Source organism: Lactobacillus intestinalis, assembly GCF_024397795.1.
GTDB lineage: Bacteria > Bacillota > Bacilli > Lactobacillales > Lactobacillaceae > Lactobacillus > Lactobacillus intestinalis.
The window spans coordinates 1,094,183-1,108,235 of sequence record NZ_CP072983.1 but is presented as its reverse complement, the minus strand read 5'-3'; the positions used below and the strand labels follow the sequence as shown (position 1 = coordinate 1,108,235).

Below are 14,053 nucleotides of genomic sequence, written 5' to 3'. Positions count from 1 at the left end.
TATTTATGTCAGAAGCTTTTAAATATCTTGCTGCATCAATTGCAGCTGGTTTAGCAGCCTTAGCTGCTTCTTACGGTAACGGTCAAGTTATTTCAAAGACTATTGAAAGTATGGCCCGTCAACCTGAGAGTGCAGGTAACTTAAGAGCAACTATGTTTATTGGTGTTGGTTTGATTGAAGCCGTTCCAATTCTAGCAATCGTTATTGCCTTCTTGATTCTATTCCTTTAATTTTAGTTTTTTTAAGTTAAAGATAGATTATTAAAAGAGAGAAGGGCAGTAAATGACAGTTCAAACATTATTTGCAGCCTCACATCACATATACCTAGGTAATGCTATCTGGTATCTTGTTATTTTTGCCATCCTAATGCTTTTGGTTAAGCATTATGCTTGGGGTCCTGTCTCTGATATGATGGAAAAACGGCGGCAAAAAATTATTGATGACTTGGATTCAGCTGCAAGCGATCGTAAGAAAGCCGAAACTTTGGCTAACGAGCGTGAAGCTGCATTAAAAGATTCAAGACAAGAGGCAACTAAAATTCTCTCTGACGCAAAGGAAAATGCGCAAAAGACAAGCAGTGAAATTGTAGCTAACGCTAACACTGATGCTGCTTCAATCCGAAAGAAAGCTGAAGAAGATGCTAAGAAAGCAAAAACTGAAGCTTTGGATGCTGCGCGTGATCAAGTTGCAGACATTTCTGTAGCAATTGCTGAAAAAATTATTGCTAAGAATTTATCTGCTGAAGACCAAAAAGATTTAGTCAACCAATTTATTAAGGGGCTGAATGATTAATGGCTTTGAGTAGAGAAGAGATAGCTGCTCGTTATGGTACTGCATTGTTTGGCTTTGCAGAAGATAACAAGGTTTTAGATGATGTCTATGAAGAAGTGGGAGAATTGAAAAAAGCTGTTGAGGCAAATCCTGCTATCATTGGTGTCATGAGTGATCCGGTTTTAAATGGTGAGGAAAAAAAGAAGACTTTAGAAGCTATTGAGAAAGATTTTTCTCAAGAAGTTCAAGGTTTCTTGAATTTATTACTAGAATATAATCGTTTTGAATATCTAATAGATATTATTGATTACTTCAATAACCTTTATGATGAAAAGAAGTCAATCGCATCTGGTACTGTAACTACTGCAGTTAAATTAGATGATGATCAACTTAAGCGTTTGGGTGATAGTTATGCAAATAAATATAACCTAAAGGCTGTGCGTCTTGAGAATAAAGTTGATCCAAGTATTTTAGGCGGCGTAATCCTTCAAGTAAAGGATCGTGTGATCGATGGGTCAGTAAAAACCCAACTTAAGAAGATTCGTACGCAATTAATTGATGAAAATTAAAAGAGGTGAAACCATTGAGCATTAAAGCGGAAGAAATTAGCTCTTTGATCAAGCAACAACTTGAACATTACGATGATAAGTTAAATATCGATGAAGTTGGTGTTGTAACTTATGTTGGTGATGGTATTGCTCGTGCTCACGGACTTGACAATGTCTTGTCTAATGAGTTGTTGGAATTTGATAATGGCTCTTACGGTATTGCCCAAAACCTAGAATCAAACGATGTGGGTATCATTATTTTAGGTAATTTTGACGATATTCGTGAAGGTGACCGTGTTAAGAGAACCGGCCGTATCATGGAAGTTCCAGTAGGTGACGCCTTAATCGGTAGAGTTGTTAACCCATTAGGTCAACCAGTTGATGGTTTAGGTGAAATTAAGACTGATAAGACTCGTCCAATTGAATCTAAAGCTCCTGGTGTTATGGATCGTCAATCAGTTGATCAACCACTTCAAACTGGTATTAAAGCTATCGATGCTTTGGTTCCAATTGGTCGTGGACAGCGTGAATTGATTATTGGTGACCGTAAGACTGGTAAGACTAGTTTGGCTATTGATACTATTTTGAATCAAAAGGGTAAGAACGTAATTTGTATTTACGTTTCAATTGGTCAAAAGGAATCAACCGTTAGAACTCAAGTTGAAACTTTAAAGCGCTTCGGTGCGATGGATTATACTATCGTTGTTGAAGCCGGCCCAAGTGAGCCAGCACCAATGCTTTATATTGCACCATATGCTGGTACTGCTATGGGTGAGGAATTTATGTACAATGGCAGGGATGTATTGATTGTATTTGATGACCTATCAAAACAAGCAGTCGCATATCGTGAACTTTCCTTGCTTCTCCGTCGTCCACCTGGTCGTGAAGCTTACCCAGGTGACGTCTTCTACTTACACTCACGTCTTTTGGAACGTAGTGCTAAGTTAAGTGATAAGTTGGGTGGCGGATCTATGACTGCCTTACCATTTATTCAAACTGAAGCTGGAGATATTTCTGCATATATTCCAACTAACGTTATTTCCATCACTGATGGACAGATCTTCTTACAAAGTGATTTGTTCTTTGCTGGAACTCGTCCAGCCATTGATGCTGGTAACTCAGTTTCTCGTGTTGGTGGTAATGCACAGATTAAGGCTATGAAGAAGGTAGCTGGTACTTTACGTACCGACCTTGCTGCATATCGTGAACTTGAAAGTTTTGCACAATTTGGTAGTGATTTGGATCAAGCTACTCAAGCAAAATTGAATCGTGGTCGTCGTACTGTAGAAGTATTGAAGCAACCACTTCATGATCCAATTCCTGTCGAAAAGCAAGTTTTGATCCTTTATGCATTAACTCACGGCTACCTAGATTCAATTCCTGTTGAAGATATTGCTCGTTATGAACAAGAAATCTACGACAATTTTGATAGTAGTCATGCAGATCTTCTTAAGCACATTCGTGAAACTGGTGAATTACCAGATGAAAAGAAATTGCAAGCTGCTATTGAGGAATTTAATGATAGTTTTTCACCAAGTAAGAATTAGGAGGTAGATTATGCCTGCATCTTTACTTGAGTTGAAGAAAAAGATTGCTTCAGTTAAGCAAACTGGTAAAATTACGCAAGCCATGAGAATGGTTTCTGCTTCAAAGTTGAATCAAACTGAAAAGCGTGATAAAAATTATACTGTTTATAATGATCACGTTCGAAAGACTTTATCTCATTTAATGAGTTCACAAGTTGTAGATCATCTTCGTGAAGCAAATGCGCCAATTAATGAAAAAAATATAGCTAAACTTGATTATGCAAATGTTTTTGGCTTAGGAATTACGTCGGATTTAATTCAACAACGTAAAAATATCAAGTCTACGGGATATTTAGTTATTACTGGTAATCGTGGACTTGTAGGATCTTATAATAGTTCTGTTTTAAAGAATATGATGGGACTTTTTGAAGATGCTAAGGCCGAAAATAAAGATATTAAGATCTTAGCTGTTGGTTCAGTTGGTGCACAATTCTTTAAAAAGAACAACTTAAATGTTGTATATGAAAATGATGATATTAGTGATGTGCCAACTTTTGAAGAAACTATGCCAATTGTTTCAACTGCGATTAAAATGTATATGAATGGAGTATATGATGAGTTATATGTTTGTTATACTCACCATGTCAACTCACTTTCATCAGCATTTCGTGTTGAAAAAATGCTTCCAATTGTCGATTTAGATATTGGTCTTAAGGAAGCTGAAGCACATCAACAATTAGAATATGATATTGCACCAGATACTAATACTGTGCTTACGTCACTACTCCCACAATACGCTCGTTCAACTATTTACGGAGCTATTTTGGATGCAAAAACTGCAGAACATGCTAGTTCAATGACAGCTATGCAAAGTGCTAGTGATAATGCAGATGATCTGGTATCAAATTTAACTACTAAGTTAAACCGTGCAAGACAGGCACAAATCACTACTGAAATTACTGAAATTATCAGTGGTGCTAATGCCTTAGAGTAATTAGGAAAAGGAGGTAGATGTTTTGAGTGAAGGTGAAATCGTTCAAGTAATCGGCCCTGTTGTCGATGTTAAATTCCCACTTAACAAGGAACTACCTGATATTAATAACGCTCTTAAAGTTATTAAGTCAAAAGATGAAACAATCACACTTGAAGTCACACTTGAACTTGGTGATGGTGTATTAAGAACGATCTCCATGGAATCTACCAATGGTCTTCGACGCGGAATGAAAGTCGAAGATACTGGTGGCCCAATTTCTGTTCCAGTTGGTAAAGATACTTTGGGACGTGTATTTAATGTTTTGGGTCAACCAATTGATAATGGTCCAGCATTTCCTAAAGATCATCCACGTGAAGGAATCCATAAGGATGCACCTAAGTATTCAGACTTGACCACTAGTCGTGAAATTCTCGAAACTGGTATTAAAGTTATTGACTTACTTGAACCTTATGTTCGTGGTGGTAAGGTTGGATTGTTCGGTGGTGCCGGTGTTGGTAAAACCACTATCATTCAGGAATTAATTCATAACATTGCCCAAGAACACGGTGGTATTTCAGTTTTCACTGGTGTTGGAGAAAGAACTCGTGAAGGTAACGATCTTTACTACGAAATGAAAGAATCCGGTGTTTTGAGCAAGACTGCCATGGTATTTGGTCAGATGAATGAGCCACCTGGTGCCAGAATGCGTGTAGCATTAACTGGATTAACACTTGCTGAATACTTTAGAGATGTTGAAGGTCAAGACGTGTTACTCTTCATCGATAACATCTTTAGATTTACCCAGGCCGGTTCAGAAGTTTCAGCCCTTTTGGGTCGTATGCCTAGTGCCGTTGGTTATCAACCTACTTTGGCTACTGAAATGGGACAATTGCAAGAAAGAATTACTTCAACTAAGAAGGGTTCTATTACTTCTATTCAAGCTGTTTATGTTCCAGCCGATGACTATACTGACCCAGCTCCAGCTACTACTTTCGCTCACTTGGATGCTACTACCAACTTGGAACGTAGCTTAGTTGAGCAAGGTATTTATCCAGCCGTTGACCCACTTGAATCTTCATCAAGTGCCCTTGACCCTGAAGTGGTTGGTAAAGAACACTATGAAGTTGCTACTCGTGTACAACACGTTTTACAACGTTATCATGAATTGCAAGATATTATTTCAGTTTTGGGTATGGATGAATTATCTGATGAAGAAAAACTTATCGTAGCTCGCGCTCGTAAAGTTCAATTCTTCTTATCTCAAAACTTCTTCGTAGCTGAACAATTTACTGGTGTTCCTGGTTCATATGTTCCAATTAAGGAAACTATTAAAGGCTTTAAGATGATTTTGGATGGTCACCTTGATGACTTGCCAGAAGATGCCTTTCGTGGTGTAGGTCCAATTACTGATGTTTTGAAGAAAGCAAAAGAAATGGGCGTTACACCAAGTGATCCAGAAGCTAAAGCATTGCTAGAAAAGTAGGGTGATGTCAGATGGCAGATCCAGAAAAGCTTTTTAAAGTAGATGTTGTAACTCCGGATGGTTTAATTTATTCTCACCGCTCAAGTATCATTGATATGCGTGCGATTGATGGACAACGTTCTATCATGTACAATCACGTTCCACTTTTAACTCCTTTAGCTATTGGAGATGTAAAGGTTAAACGTAGTCGTGAAATGAATCAAGTTGTTGATCATATTGCTGTTAGTGGTGGTTACATCGAATTTTCTAACAATGTTGCAACTATTATTGCCGATAGTGCTGAACGTGCTAGAAATATTGATGTTTCTCGTGCCCAAGCTGCTAAGGAACGTGCCGAAAAGAGAATGAAGGAAGCACGTGAAAAGCACGATGAGCGTTCATTAGAAAGAGCTCAAATTGCATTGAGAAGAGCTGTGAATAGAATTAGTGTTTATAATTCTAAAAAATAATGCTTAATTAAACGGATGCACTATGTGCGTCCGTTTTTTGTTATAATTATGTAGTCAAAACGGAGGAGATATGTTTCAATTAGGCGTTCACGCAGTAATTAGTATAATTATTTACTTAATTACTGTTGGATTATCATTCCACGCAATTAAGGCTTTGAGAGTAGAAAAGTTTATTCGAAAAAATCATAATTTTGAAGCGCAAATTTTATTATTATTTATTGCAATTGCATTAGGATTTTTAGTCGGGAACTTTGTTATTACTTTTATCGATCAATCGATGCAATTAAGTAATTTCTTTTAAAAGTTCTTTAAAACAGTAACTCTTAAGACAACATTTTAGCTTTTATGGTAAAATGGACCATGAATATTTAGGGAGGATCATCGTGGCACGAGATATAGGAATCGATTTAGGGACAGCAAATGTGCTTATTAATGTCTCTGGAAAAGGTATTGTTTTAAATGAGCCTTCTGTGGTAGCCGTAAACACTAGTACTAATAAGGTAGTAGCGGTCGGAACAGAAGCATATAATATGGTAGGTAGAACTCCTGGTAATATTAGAGTAATTCGCCCATTAAAAAATGGAGTGATTGCAGACTTTGATATTACTGAGGCTATGCTTTCATATTTTATTCAAAAATTGAATGTAAAAGGCTTTATGACTAAGCCAAATATTTTAATTTGTGCACCAACAGGTATTACTTCAATTGAACAAAAGGCAATTATTCAAGCTGCAGAAAAATCTGGTGGGGGCAAGATTTATCTCGATTTTGAGCCTAAGGTTGCAGCCGTAGGTGCAGGATTAGATATTTTCAAACCTCAAGGTAATATGGTAATTGATATCGGTGGTGGTACTACTGATGTGGCCATTTTATCAATGGGTGAAATTGTTACTAGCGAATCTGTTCGTTATGCTGGTGATAGCATGAATCAAGCAGTTATTTCTCATATTAAGAGTAAACATAACTTGCTTATTGGTTCACGAACTGCCGAACAAATTAAAATTGAAATCGGTAGTGCGTTTGAACCGGATCCAGATGCAACTATGACTGTTAGAGGTCGAGATGTTGTTGATGGTTTGCCAAGACAAGCTACAGTAACAGCTGAAGAGATTCAAAAAGCTCTTGAAAGTGGTTTAATGTCAATTGTTGCTGCTACTAAGCAAGTGCTAGAAACTACTCCACCAGAATTATCAGCTGATATCATTGATCGTGGTATTATGCTTACTGGGGGTGGAGCAATGCTTAAAAATATTGATAAGCTTATTTCACATCACTTACAAGTGCCTGTTTTAACAGCTGATCATCCGTTAGAAGCTGTTGCTCTAGGAACTGGAGTATTGCTTAAGAATATTGAAAAGCATAAGCGTTAATTATTAAAGTGAGGAGTTTTACTTGCGTAAGATTTTGATTTTTTTAGTTAAAATTTATCAAACCATTATTTCGCCAGTGCTACCTGATAGTTGTAGATACTATCCCACTTGTTCGAATTATATGATAGATGCTCTAAAAAAGCATGGCCCAATTTTAGGTTTAATTATGGGAATATGTCGAATATTACGCTGTAATCCTTTTATAAGGGGAGGGGTAGATCCCGTTCCCGATAAATTTACTATTTTTCGAAATCCGCATCCGGAAAGATATGAAGACGAAATTATTGCCAAGAAATTTCATCCGGATAGCAAGTAGGAGCTGATTAACTGTTAACAAAAATATAGAAATTTGTAGATAAAAGCAAAAGATTAAGCTTATTTAGAAAGTTAAACATGGAAAATAGGCTTTAATTCAATTTTTACTTGTTTTGTTTCGCCTTCTTAGATAAACTTATGTTTGTATTTAAGGAGGTGAAGCAATGATTAAAACACAAGTAGTAAAGCTAAAAGTTAATAAGACCATGCAAAAGCATCTTGATGCTTTGTGCGATTATCGCAGATACTGCTGGAATAAAGGCCTAGAAACTTGGCAGTTAATGTATGAAGCTCATACATTAAGCAAAAAAGATAATCCCAGTCCTAACGAACGCAGAGTCCGCGATGAATTAGTGGCTAATAAAGCCGACTGGCAATATGGTTTGTCAGCTCGATGCTTACAATTAGCTGTTAAAGACTTGGCTAATGCTTGGAAGAACTTCTTTGATAAAGCTCAGCCTGGTTGGGGCAAGCCTAGATTTAGATCTAAGAAGGCACCTAGACAAGGCTTTAAAACTGATCGTGCCAAGATTGTTAACGGCAAGCTTCGTCTCGATCGTCCAATAAGCATTTCAAAAGATAGTTGGTTTGATCTAGCAAGTTATGAAGCCTTAAAGATGAATGAAGTTAAGGTAGTAAGTATCTTCAAAGAAAAAGATAGCTATTATGCAGCTTTGCCTTATGAAGAAGACATACCGGCTAAGACTAAAACTCATCAAAAAACGGCAGTTGATGTCAATGTTGGTCATTTCAACTATACCGAGGGGCAAATCATTGTTTTGCCTGCTAAACTACAAAAGCTGTATAAGCGGATTAAACATTATCAAAGAGTCTTAGCACGCAAAAGAAAGGTTAACGGTAAGTTGGCTGCTAAATCCAATAATTACTTTGCAGTGAGAACCAAATTGCAAAGAGATTATCGCAGAGTAGCTAATATTCAAAACGATCTTTTACAGAAGTTCACTACTAAGCTTGTTAATGATTACGACCACATTGTAGTTGAAGATTTAGCAGTAAAGCAAATGATGATGACGCATGTCGCTTCAAAGGGTATGCAAAGATCGCTCTTTGGTAAATTCAGACAGATATTAACTTACAAATGCGATTGGTATGGCAAAGAATTGGTCTTAGCCGATAAAACCTACCCATCAACTCAAAGATGTGCTCAGTGCGGCTATGTCAAAAAGGGTGATGAAAAGATTACCTTGCAGGGCAACAAAAAGCATGCCACTAAGCATAATGAGTATATCTGTTATGAATGTGGCTACAGTAACGATCGAGATGCAAATGCAGTATTAAATCTTTTAGCTTTAGCAAAATAAAGAAAATAAACGGGGCTGGCTAGGCCCTTAAGCTGGAGGAGCTGGTCAATGTGATTACTCCTATATTGGAATATCGGAATACTAGTGAAGACGACAGTAAGTGAAACAAAGAAAGGAAAAATATATCTTTCTGATATGTAGAAAATTCGCATTCTTCTACATATTTCTATGTTTTATATAGCAGGAAATATGTCCAAAAAATTAGTTAATATTGATGTTGAAGTAAATGAACTTAAAGGTAAGAGTGTCCCTACTTGGGAAGTTATTATCCCTAATAAAAAATCAATTGGTTTAATTGAAAAGGTAGAAGGACGTTATCGTGCAACTACTTCTAAAACTAGCAATGTATTATTTGCTAAGAGTTTAGAAAGCAGTATTAATGATTTACTTTCATACTTTACTTTACATGAAAAATAAAATAATTAAGTAGTGATTATTTAATGGTACAAGTACAAAACAAAACAAGTTTAGTTGATAGAATCGCTTGGAATGTTGTCTTTCCAGTTATAGCATTGGCTTTGATTGGATTGTATTCTATTTATGTATCTGCGGTAAATGACCCTAGTCATATGGGAACACCAACTAAAGCGGTATTAATGCAGGGAGTTTGGTATTTAATTTCAATTGGGATTGCTATTTTTGTAATGCAATTTGATGCGGACCAACTATTCCGAATAGCCCCCTATATTTATGCCCTGGGAATAATTCTTTTGATTGCAGTTCTATTTCTTTATAACCGCAGTGTTTATCAGGATACTGGGGCTAAAAGTTGGTTTAAGTTAGGGCCATTAACTTTCCAGCCGTCTGAAATTATGAAGCCAGCCTTCATTTTGATGTTGGCACGTGTAGTGCGAGATCATAATGAGAAATATGCTCATACTCTCCGAAATGATTGGCTTTTAATTGGAAAAATTGTTTTATGGCTTCTTCCAGTAGCCGTTTTGTTAAAATTACAAAACGACTTTGGTACAATGTTGGTTTTCTTTGCTATTGTTGGTGGGGTAACTTTAGTATCAGGAATAAGTTGGAAAATAATTATTCCCCTGTATGGAACGATAATCATTCTAGGGGCGGCCGTGATTTTGCTAGTGGTCACACCAGTCGGAAGATCATTTTTAAGTCATTTCTTCCAAGCATATCAATTTAAGCGAATTGATGCATGGCTCAGTCCCGCAACTGATACGGGCTCTAGTGCTTACCAATTATGGCAAAGTATGCAGGCTATCGGGTCAGGACAGTTATTTGGTAATGGATTTGGTAAAGTAAGTGTTTATGTGCCAGTCCGTGGATCTGACATGGTTTATTCAGTAATTGGAGAAACTTTTGGATTCGTTGGTAGTGTAGCCGTAATTTTAATTTACCTATATTTAATCATTCAAATGGTAAAGATTTCGTTTGATACTAGAAATGCATTCTATTCATACATTGCAACGGGTGTCATCATGATGATTCTTTTCCACGTATTTGAAAATATTGGAATGAGTATTGATCTATTGCCATTAACAGGTATTCCATTGCCATTTATTTCTCAAGGTGGTTCTGCCTTGATCGGAAATATGATAGGAATTGGAATGATTCTATCAATGAAATTTCATAATAAAGATTACATGTTTAGTACAGCAGGTGATTTTTAGAATAAAAAAACTTTCAAGCTTTAGAACTTGAAAGTTTTTTGTTTACAAAATAATTAATCAGCACTAAGTGCATCTTTAATTTCTTGTGTACGGCAAACTAAAACATCGCAATTTGCTGTACGAGTTACATATTCCGTAACACTACCAATTAATAAACGCTCAACTGCGTTAAGACCCGTTGCCCCAACTACGATTAAGTCGATATCGTGTTTTTTAGGGAAATCACGAGCAATGATTGTCTTTGGTGAACCGAATTCAATGGAATAGTGAACATCTTTAATGCCGGCTTTGATTGCGCGACTCTTGTACTCTTCCATTCTCTTTTTAGCATCGTTTGATACTTGTTCAACCATAGCTGAATCAAAGCTTGAAACGTTTTGGAATGAACGAGTATCAATGACATGTAAGATATCTAAAATTGCTCCGTTACGTTTCGCAATTACGACAGCCTTGCTGAAAGCCAAGTCTGCTTCTTTTGACCCGTCAACGGAAACTTGAATATGTTGATATTGTGTAAGCATTTTTCTGCACCTCTTCCTACTATCTATTTTACCAAAATTAGCAGGAAGTTAATCATTCTTTTGATTAATTAATAAACCAAAAATTAAGATTGTCATCGAACCTAGAATCAAGGTAATCAAGTTCATATACTTGTTAGCTAAAAACAAAATCAAGACACCAAGAATGCTTTCCAACATTAAGGCGATAGAGGTCCATTTTAGGATTGAGCCGAGACGGGGATTGCTGCCAACATCATAAATAATGAAATGGCCACTACGTCTGTGCCACATATACCAAGAGGTGAGGGCAAGAACAATGATGAAAATGCCCATTACGATTTTGATAACCATGTAAAAATCTCCAATACAAAAGACGACCGATTTTACTCGGTCGCCCATTAAGTTCCAAAAAATCCGAGTCGACTGAACATAGCATAATGACGCTTGTTGAACCCGCAATGTTCAATATTTGAGTTAGTATCGCAGCGAATATGGATCCTGGGCACAATGCCAGTATTCCGATTCGGTAGTTATTTACTAACTCCCACGTCTTATAGTTTGATCGGTCAACTTTATACATTTAAGCTTGTCGATCAACTCAGATCACTTATTATAATACGCAAACTAGATTTAAATGTCAAACATTTCAATTTGAGCTAGTTAAGTCCTTCAGCCTGCATTTTTCGTAAAATCTCGTATTGCTTTTTTAAACCTTTTTCAATTTTAGAATTGCCTTTAGCATTAAAATATTGTACGCCCATTAAGTTGTTAGGAAGATATTGTTGAGCAATCCAATCACCAGGATAATCATGAGGATAGATGTAGTCATTTCCATGATTTAGCTTTTTAGCGCCAGAATAGTGAGCATCTTTCAAACGGTTGGGAATTGCACCAATTCGCTTGTTTTTTACATCACTTAAAGCACTATCAATTGCCATGATTGCACTGTTGCTTTTGGGTGAAAGAGCAAGTTCAATCACTGCATTTGCTAAGGGGATTCTCGCTTCTGGAAAACCTAATGTTTGTGCAGCTTGAATGGCAATAAAAGCATGTTGAGCTGCTGCAGGATTAGCGAGGCCAATATCTTCATAAGCGATAACAGTTAAACGACGGCAAATTGAAATGAGGTCCCCAGATTCAATTAATCTAGCTAAATAGTGAAGGGCGGCGTCCACATCAGACCCTCGAATTGATTTTTGAAAGGCGGAAACTAAGTCATAATGGCCATCACCATCTGCATCAAAGTTTTGACTTTTAAGTTGAATTGAATCGGAAATTTCTTTCTTAGTAATTTTAATTGCTGAATCATCTTTTCCAGCTTCTTTAAGTTCTTGCTTAGTGGAAAGAACTGCTAATTCTAAGCTATTTAGGGTAGAACGCAAATCACCGTTACCTTTTTCAACTAAAAGCTCTTTAGCATCTGGGTCTAATTCAACATGATACTTCCCTAAGCCTTCTTTTTCGTCTGTTAAAGCTCGATCAATTGCTTTCTTAGCATCTTGAGTAGATAAAGGCTTTAATTCGAAAATCTGACAACGTGAGCGAATAGCAGGAGAGATCGAAATGTAGGGATTTTCGGTAGTGGCACCAATTAAAATGATTTGTCCTGATTCTAAAAGTGGTAAGAGAAAATCCTGTTTGGTTTTATCTAAACGATGGATTTCATCTAAAAGTAAAATGACAGTTCCGCTCATCTTACCTTCCTCAGCTACTTGTTGGAGCTGCTTTTTGCCGTCAGTAGCAGCATTTAATGTTCGAAAAGCATACTTAGTAGAGCCGGCAATGGCACTTGCGATACTAGTTTTTCCAATGCCGGGTGGTCCATACAAAATCATCGATGATAAAAGCCGAGCTTCAACCATTCTTTTGATGATTTTACCAGGACCAATTAAATGTTCTTGTCCCACCACTTCATCTAAATTCTTGGGACGCATACGATAGGCTAATGGATGCATTTCTAATCCCCTTTGTGAAATAGACGTTGCCAAAAACTCTTTTTGGCAGGCGCACTACTCTTAAGCTCGGTTTTTGGTATTTCTGGGGCATAGACTTGTCCAATTTCTACGCGCATTTTGTTGATGGCATCTTTAGCTACAACTAAAACCGCAGTGTCTTCAGGACCTTTTTTAGCGGTTTCGTTATAAATAAGAGTAAAAGGGATGTCATCTTTACTACAAGTAGCTTCAACCTTATTTAAAAAGTTGTTGTCATCAATATTTCCATTAATTAAAACTGTATAGCCCTTATAATCAGGAATATGCTCGAGAAAAAGGGCAGTTAACTTAGGATCCTTAAGTTCGGAATTATTCATTCTTACTAAAACTCGCTCACGCAAGGATCCTAAATAGCGCCGTCTTTCATCGGGTTTGGTTTGAGGAGTAATTCCTTGAGCAGCTTGCTCAACTCGCTTAGATAAATCTTCTGACATAAAAATCCTCCTTTTAGTTAATAAAAAAACCTTTCCCGCAGGGGAAAGGTTTTGAAATAAAATGAAACAAGAAATTAAAGTAACTTGTTGTACCATTCAACAACGAGTGCTTCGTTGATTTCTGGGTTCATTTCGTCACGTTCTGGTAAACGTACAAGGGTACCTTCCATCTTGTTGTCATCAAATGAAACGTATGATGGACGAGCAGTAACTGCTTCAAGAGCATCCTTAACTTGTTGTAAGTTCTTTGACTTATCCTTCAAACCAATAACTTGGCCTACGCTAACTTCGTATGAAGGAATGTCAACACGCTTGCCATCAACAGTGATGTGACCGTGGTTTACTAATTGTCTTGCTTGTTCTCTAGTAGTAGCTAAACCAAGACGGTAAACCATGTTGTCCAAACGACGTTCAAGCAAGATCATGAAGTTAGTACCGTGTTCACCTTCACGGATCTTACCAGCGCGAGCAAACATAGTTCTAAATTGACGTTCGTTTAAGCCGTACATCCAACGTAACTTTTGCTTTTCGTGCAATTGTTGACCGTATTCTGAAACACGACCACGGCTGTTAGGACCATGTTGACCTGGAGCGTAGTTACGACGAGCAAGTTCCTTGCCAGTACCTGAAAGTGAAATACCTAATCTTCTTGAACGCTTCCAACTTGGACCAGTATATCTTGACATATAAAATTCCTCCAATAAAATCTAATAATAATTTTTGGAGTAAAATAT

General features: G+C 37.0%; 18 protein-coding genes. 13 read left to right on the top strand and 5 right to left on the bottom strand.

Annotation, left to right across the window (positions count from 1 at the left end):
- Positions 1-5: 5 nt before the first annotated feature.
- The 13 genes from atpE to KBW87_RS05050 all read left to right on the top strand — a co-directional run bounded on the left by atpE (position 6) and on the right by KBW87_RS05050 (position 10,391).
- On the top strand, positions 6-230 hold the full coding sequence (gene atpE, locus KBW87_RS05110; protein ID WP_004044827.1) for a F0F1 ATP synthase subunit C: 225 nt from the start codon (positions 6-8) through the stop codon (positions 228-230).
- A 52-nt stretch (positions 231-282) separates the two neighbouring features.
- Positions 283-792, top strand: a complete 510-nt coding sequence (gene atpF, locus KBW87_RS05105; protein WP_004044824.1) for a F0F1 ATP synthase subunit B — start codon at positions 283-285, stop codon at positions 790-792.
- A complete protein-coding gene (locus KBW87_RS05100) occupies positions 792-1,340 on the top strand; it encodes a F0F1 ATP synthase subunit delta (RefSeq protein ID WP_004044822.1) in 549 nt (182 codons plus the stop codon). The genes atpF and KBW87_RS05100 overlap by 1 nt, the downstream gene beginning before the upstream one ends.
- A gap of 14 nt (positions 1,341-1,354) precedes the next feature.
- Positions 1,355-2,866 carry a F0F1 ATP synthase subunit alpha gene (gene atpA, locus KBW87_RS05095; protein WP_004044821.1) on the top strand — a complete coding sequence of 504 codons (1,512 nt, stop codon included), beginning with the start codon at positions 1,355-1,357 and terminating at the stop codon, positions 2,864-2,866.
- A 10-nt stretch (positions 2,867-2,876) separates the two neighbouring features.
- Positions 2,877-3,839 (top strand): F0F1 ATP synthase subunit gamma, encoded by a 963-nt coding sequence (locus tag KBW87_RS05090; RefSeq protein WP_057810876.1) that lies wholly within the window; start codon positions 2,877-2,879, stop codon positions 3,837-3,839.
- Positions 3,840-3,861: 22 nt separating this feature from the next.
- On the top strand, positions 3,862-5,301 hold the full coding sequence (atpD, locus tag KBW87_RS05085) for a F0F1 ATP synthase subunit beta (RefSeq protein WP_004044817.1): 1,440 nt from the start codon (positions 3,862-3,864) through the stop codon (positions 5,299-5,301).
- A gap of 11 nt (positions 5,302-5,312) precedes the next feature.
- Positions 5,313-5,750: a F0F1 ATP synthase subunit epsilon gene (locus KBW87_RS05080; RefSeq protein WP_004044816.1), complete on the top strand. Its 438-nt coding sequence runs from the start codon at positions 5,313-5,315 to the stop codon at positions 5,748-5,750.
- Positions 5,751-5,820: 70 nt separating this feature from the next.
- Positions 5,821-6,051 carry a DUF1146 family protein gene (locus KBW87_RS05075; protein WP_057810878.1) on the top strand — a complete coding sequence of 77 codons (231 nt, stop codon included), beginning with the start codon at positions 5,821-5,823 and terminating at the stop codon, positions 6,049-6,051.
- Between the two features lie 82 nt (positions 6,052-6,133).
- Positions 6,134-7,120, top strand: coding sequence for a rod shape-determining protein (locus KBW87_RS05070; RefSeq protein WP_057810880.1), 987 nt, complete (start codon positions 6,134-6,136; stop codon positions 7,118-7,120).
- Between the two features lie 22 nt (positions 7,121-7,142).
- Positions 7,143-7,436: a membrane protein insertion efficiency factor YidD gene (gene yidD, locus KBW87_RS05065; RefSeq protein WP_057810882.1), complete on the top strand. Its 294-nt coding sequence runs from the start codon at positions 7,143-7,145 to the stop codon at positions 7,434-7,436.
- Between the two features lie 163 nt (positions 7,437-7,599).
- Complete coding sequence (locus KBW87_RS05060) at positions 7,600-8,757, top strand: RNA-guided endonuclease InsQ/TnpB family protein (protein ID WP_255807054.1); 1,158 nt, start codon at positions 7,600-7,602, stop codon at positions 8,755-8,757.
- Positions 8,758-8,946: 189 nt separating this feature from the next.
- Positions 8,947-9,174 carry a DUF2969 domain-containing protein gene (locus KBW87_RS05055; protein WP_004044804.1) on the top strand — a complete coding sequence of 76 codons (228 nt, stop codon included), beginning with the start codon at positions 8,947-8,949 and terminating at the stop codon, positions 9,172-9,174.
- A gap of 23 nt (positions 9,175-9,197) precedes the next feature.
- On the top strand, positions 9,198-10,391 hold the full coding sequence (locus KBW87_RS05050; protein WP_057810884.1) for an FtsW/RodA/SpoVE family cell cycle protein: 1,194 nt from the start codon (positions 9,198-9,200) through the stop codon (positions 10,389-10,391).
- A gap of 53 nt (positions 10,392-10,444) precedes the next feature.
- Here the strand turns inward: KBW87_RS05050 and KBW87_RS05045 are convergent, their stop codons facing one another.
- The 5 genes from KBW87_RS05045 to rpsD form a co-directional block, all read right to left on the bottom strand.
- A complete protein-coding gene (locus KBW87_RS05045) occupies positions 10,445-10,912 on the bottom strand; it encodes a universal stress protein (protein WP_057810886.1) in 468 nt (155 codons plus the stop codon).
- 48 nt (positions 10,913-10,960) lie between these two features.
- Complete coding sequence (locus KBW87_RS05040) at positions 10,961-11,242, bottom strand: hypothetical protein (protein ID WP_057810888.1); 282 nt, start codon at positions 11,240-11,242, stop codon at positions 10,961-10,963.
- Positions 11,243-11,547: 305 nt separating this feature from the next.
- Positions 11,548-12,846: a replication-associated recombination protein A gene (locus tag KBW87_RS05035; protein ID WP_057810890.1), complete on the bottom strand. Its 1,299-nt coding sequence runs from the start codon at positions 12,844-12,846 to the stop codon at positions 11,548-11,550.
- A 2-nt stretch (positions 12,847-12,848) separates the two neighbouring features.
- On the bottom strand, positions 12,849-13,319 hold the full coding sequence (locus KBW87_RS05030) for a YueI family protein (RefSeq protein ID WP_057810892.1): 471 nt from the start codon (positions 13,317-13,319) through the stop codon (positions 12,849-12,851).
- A gap of 74 nt (positions 13,320-13,393) precedes the next feature.
- Complete coding sequence (gene rpsD, locus KBW87_RS05025; RefSeq protein WP_004044792.1) at positions 13,394-14,005, bottom strand: 30S ribosomal protein S4; 612 nt, start codon at positions 14,003-14,005, stop codon at positions 13,394-13,396.
- Positions 14,006-14,053 lie beyond the last annotated feature (48 nt).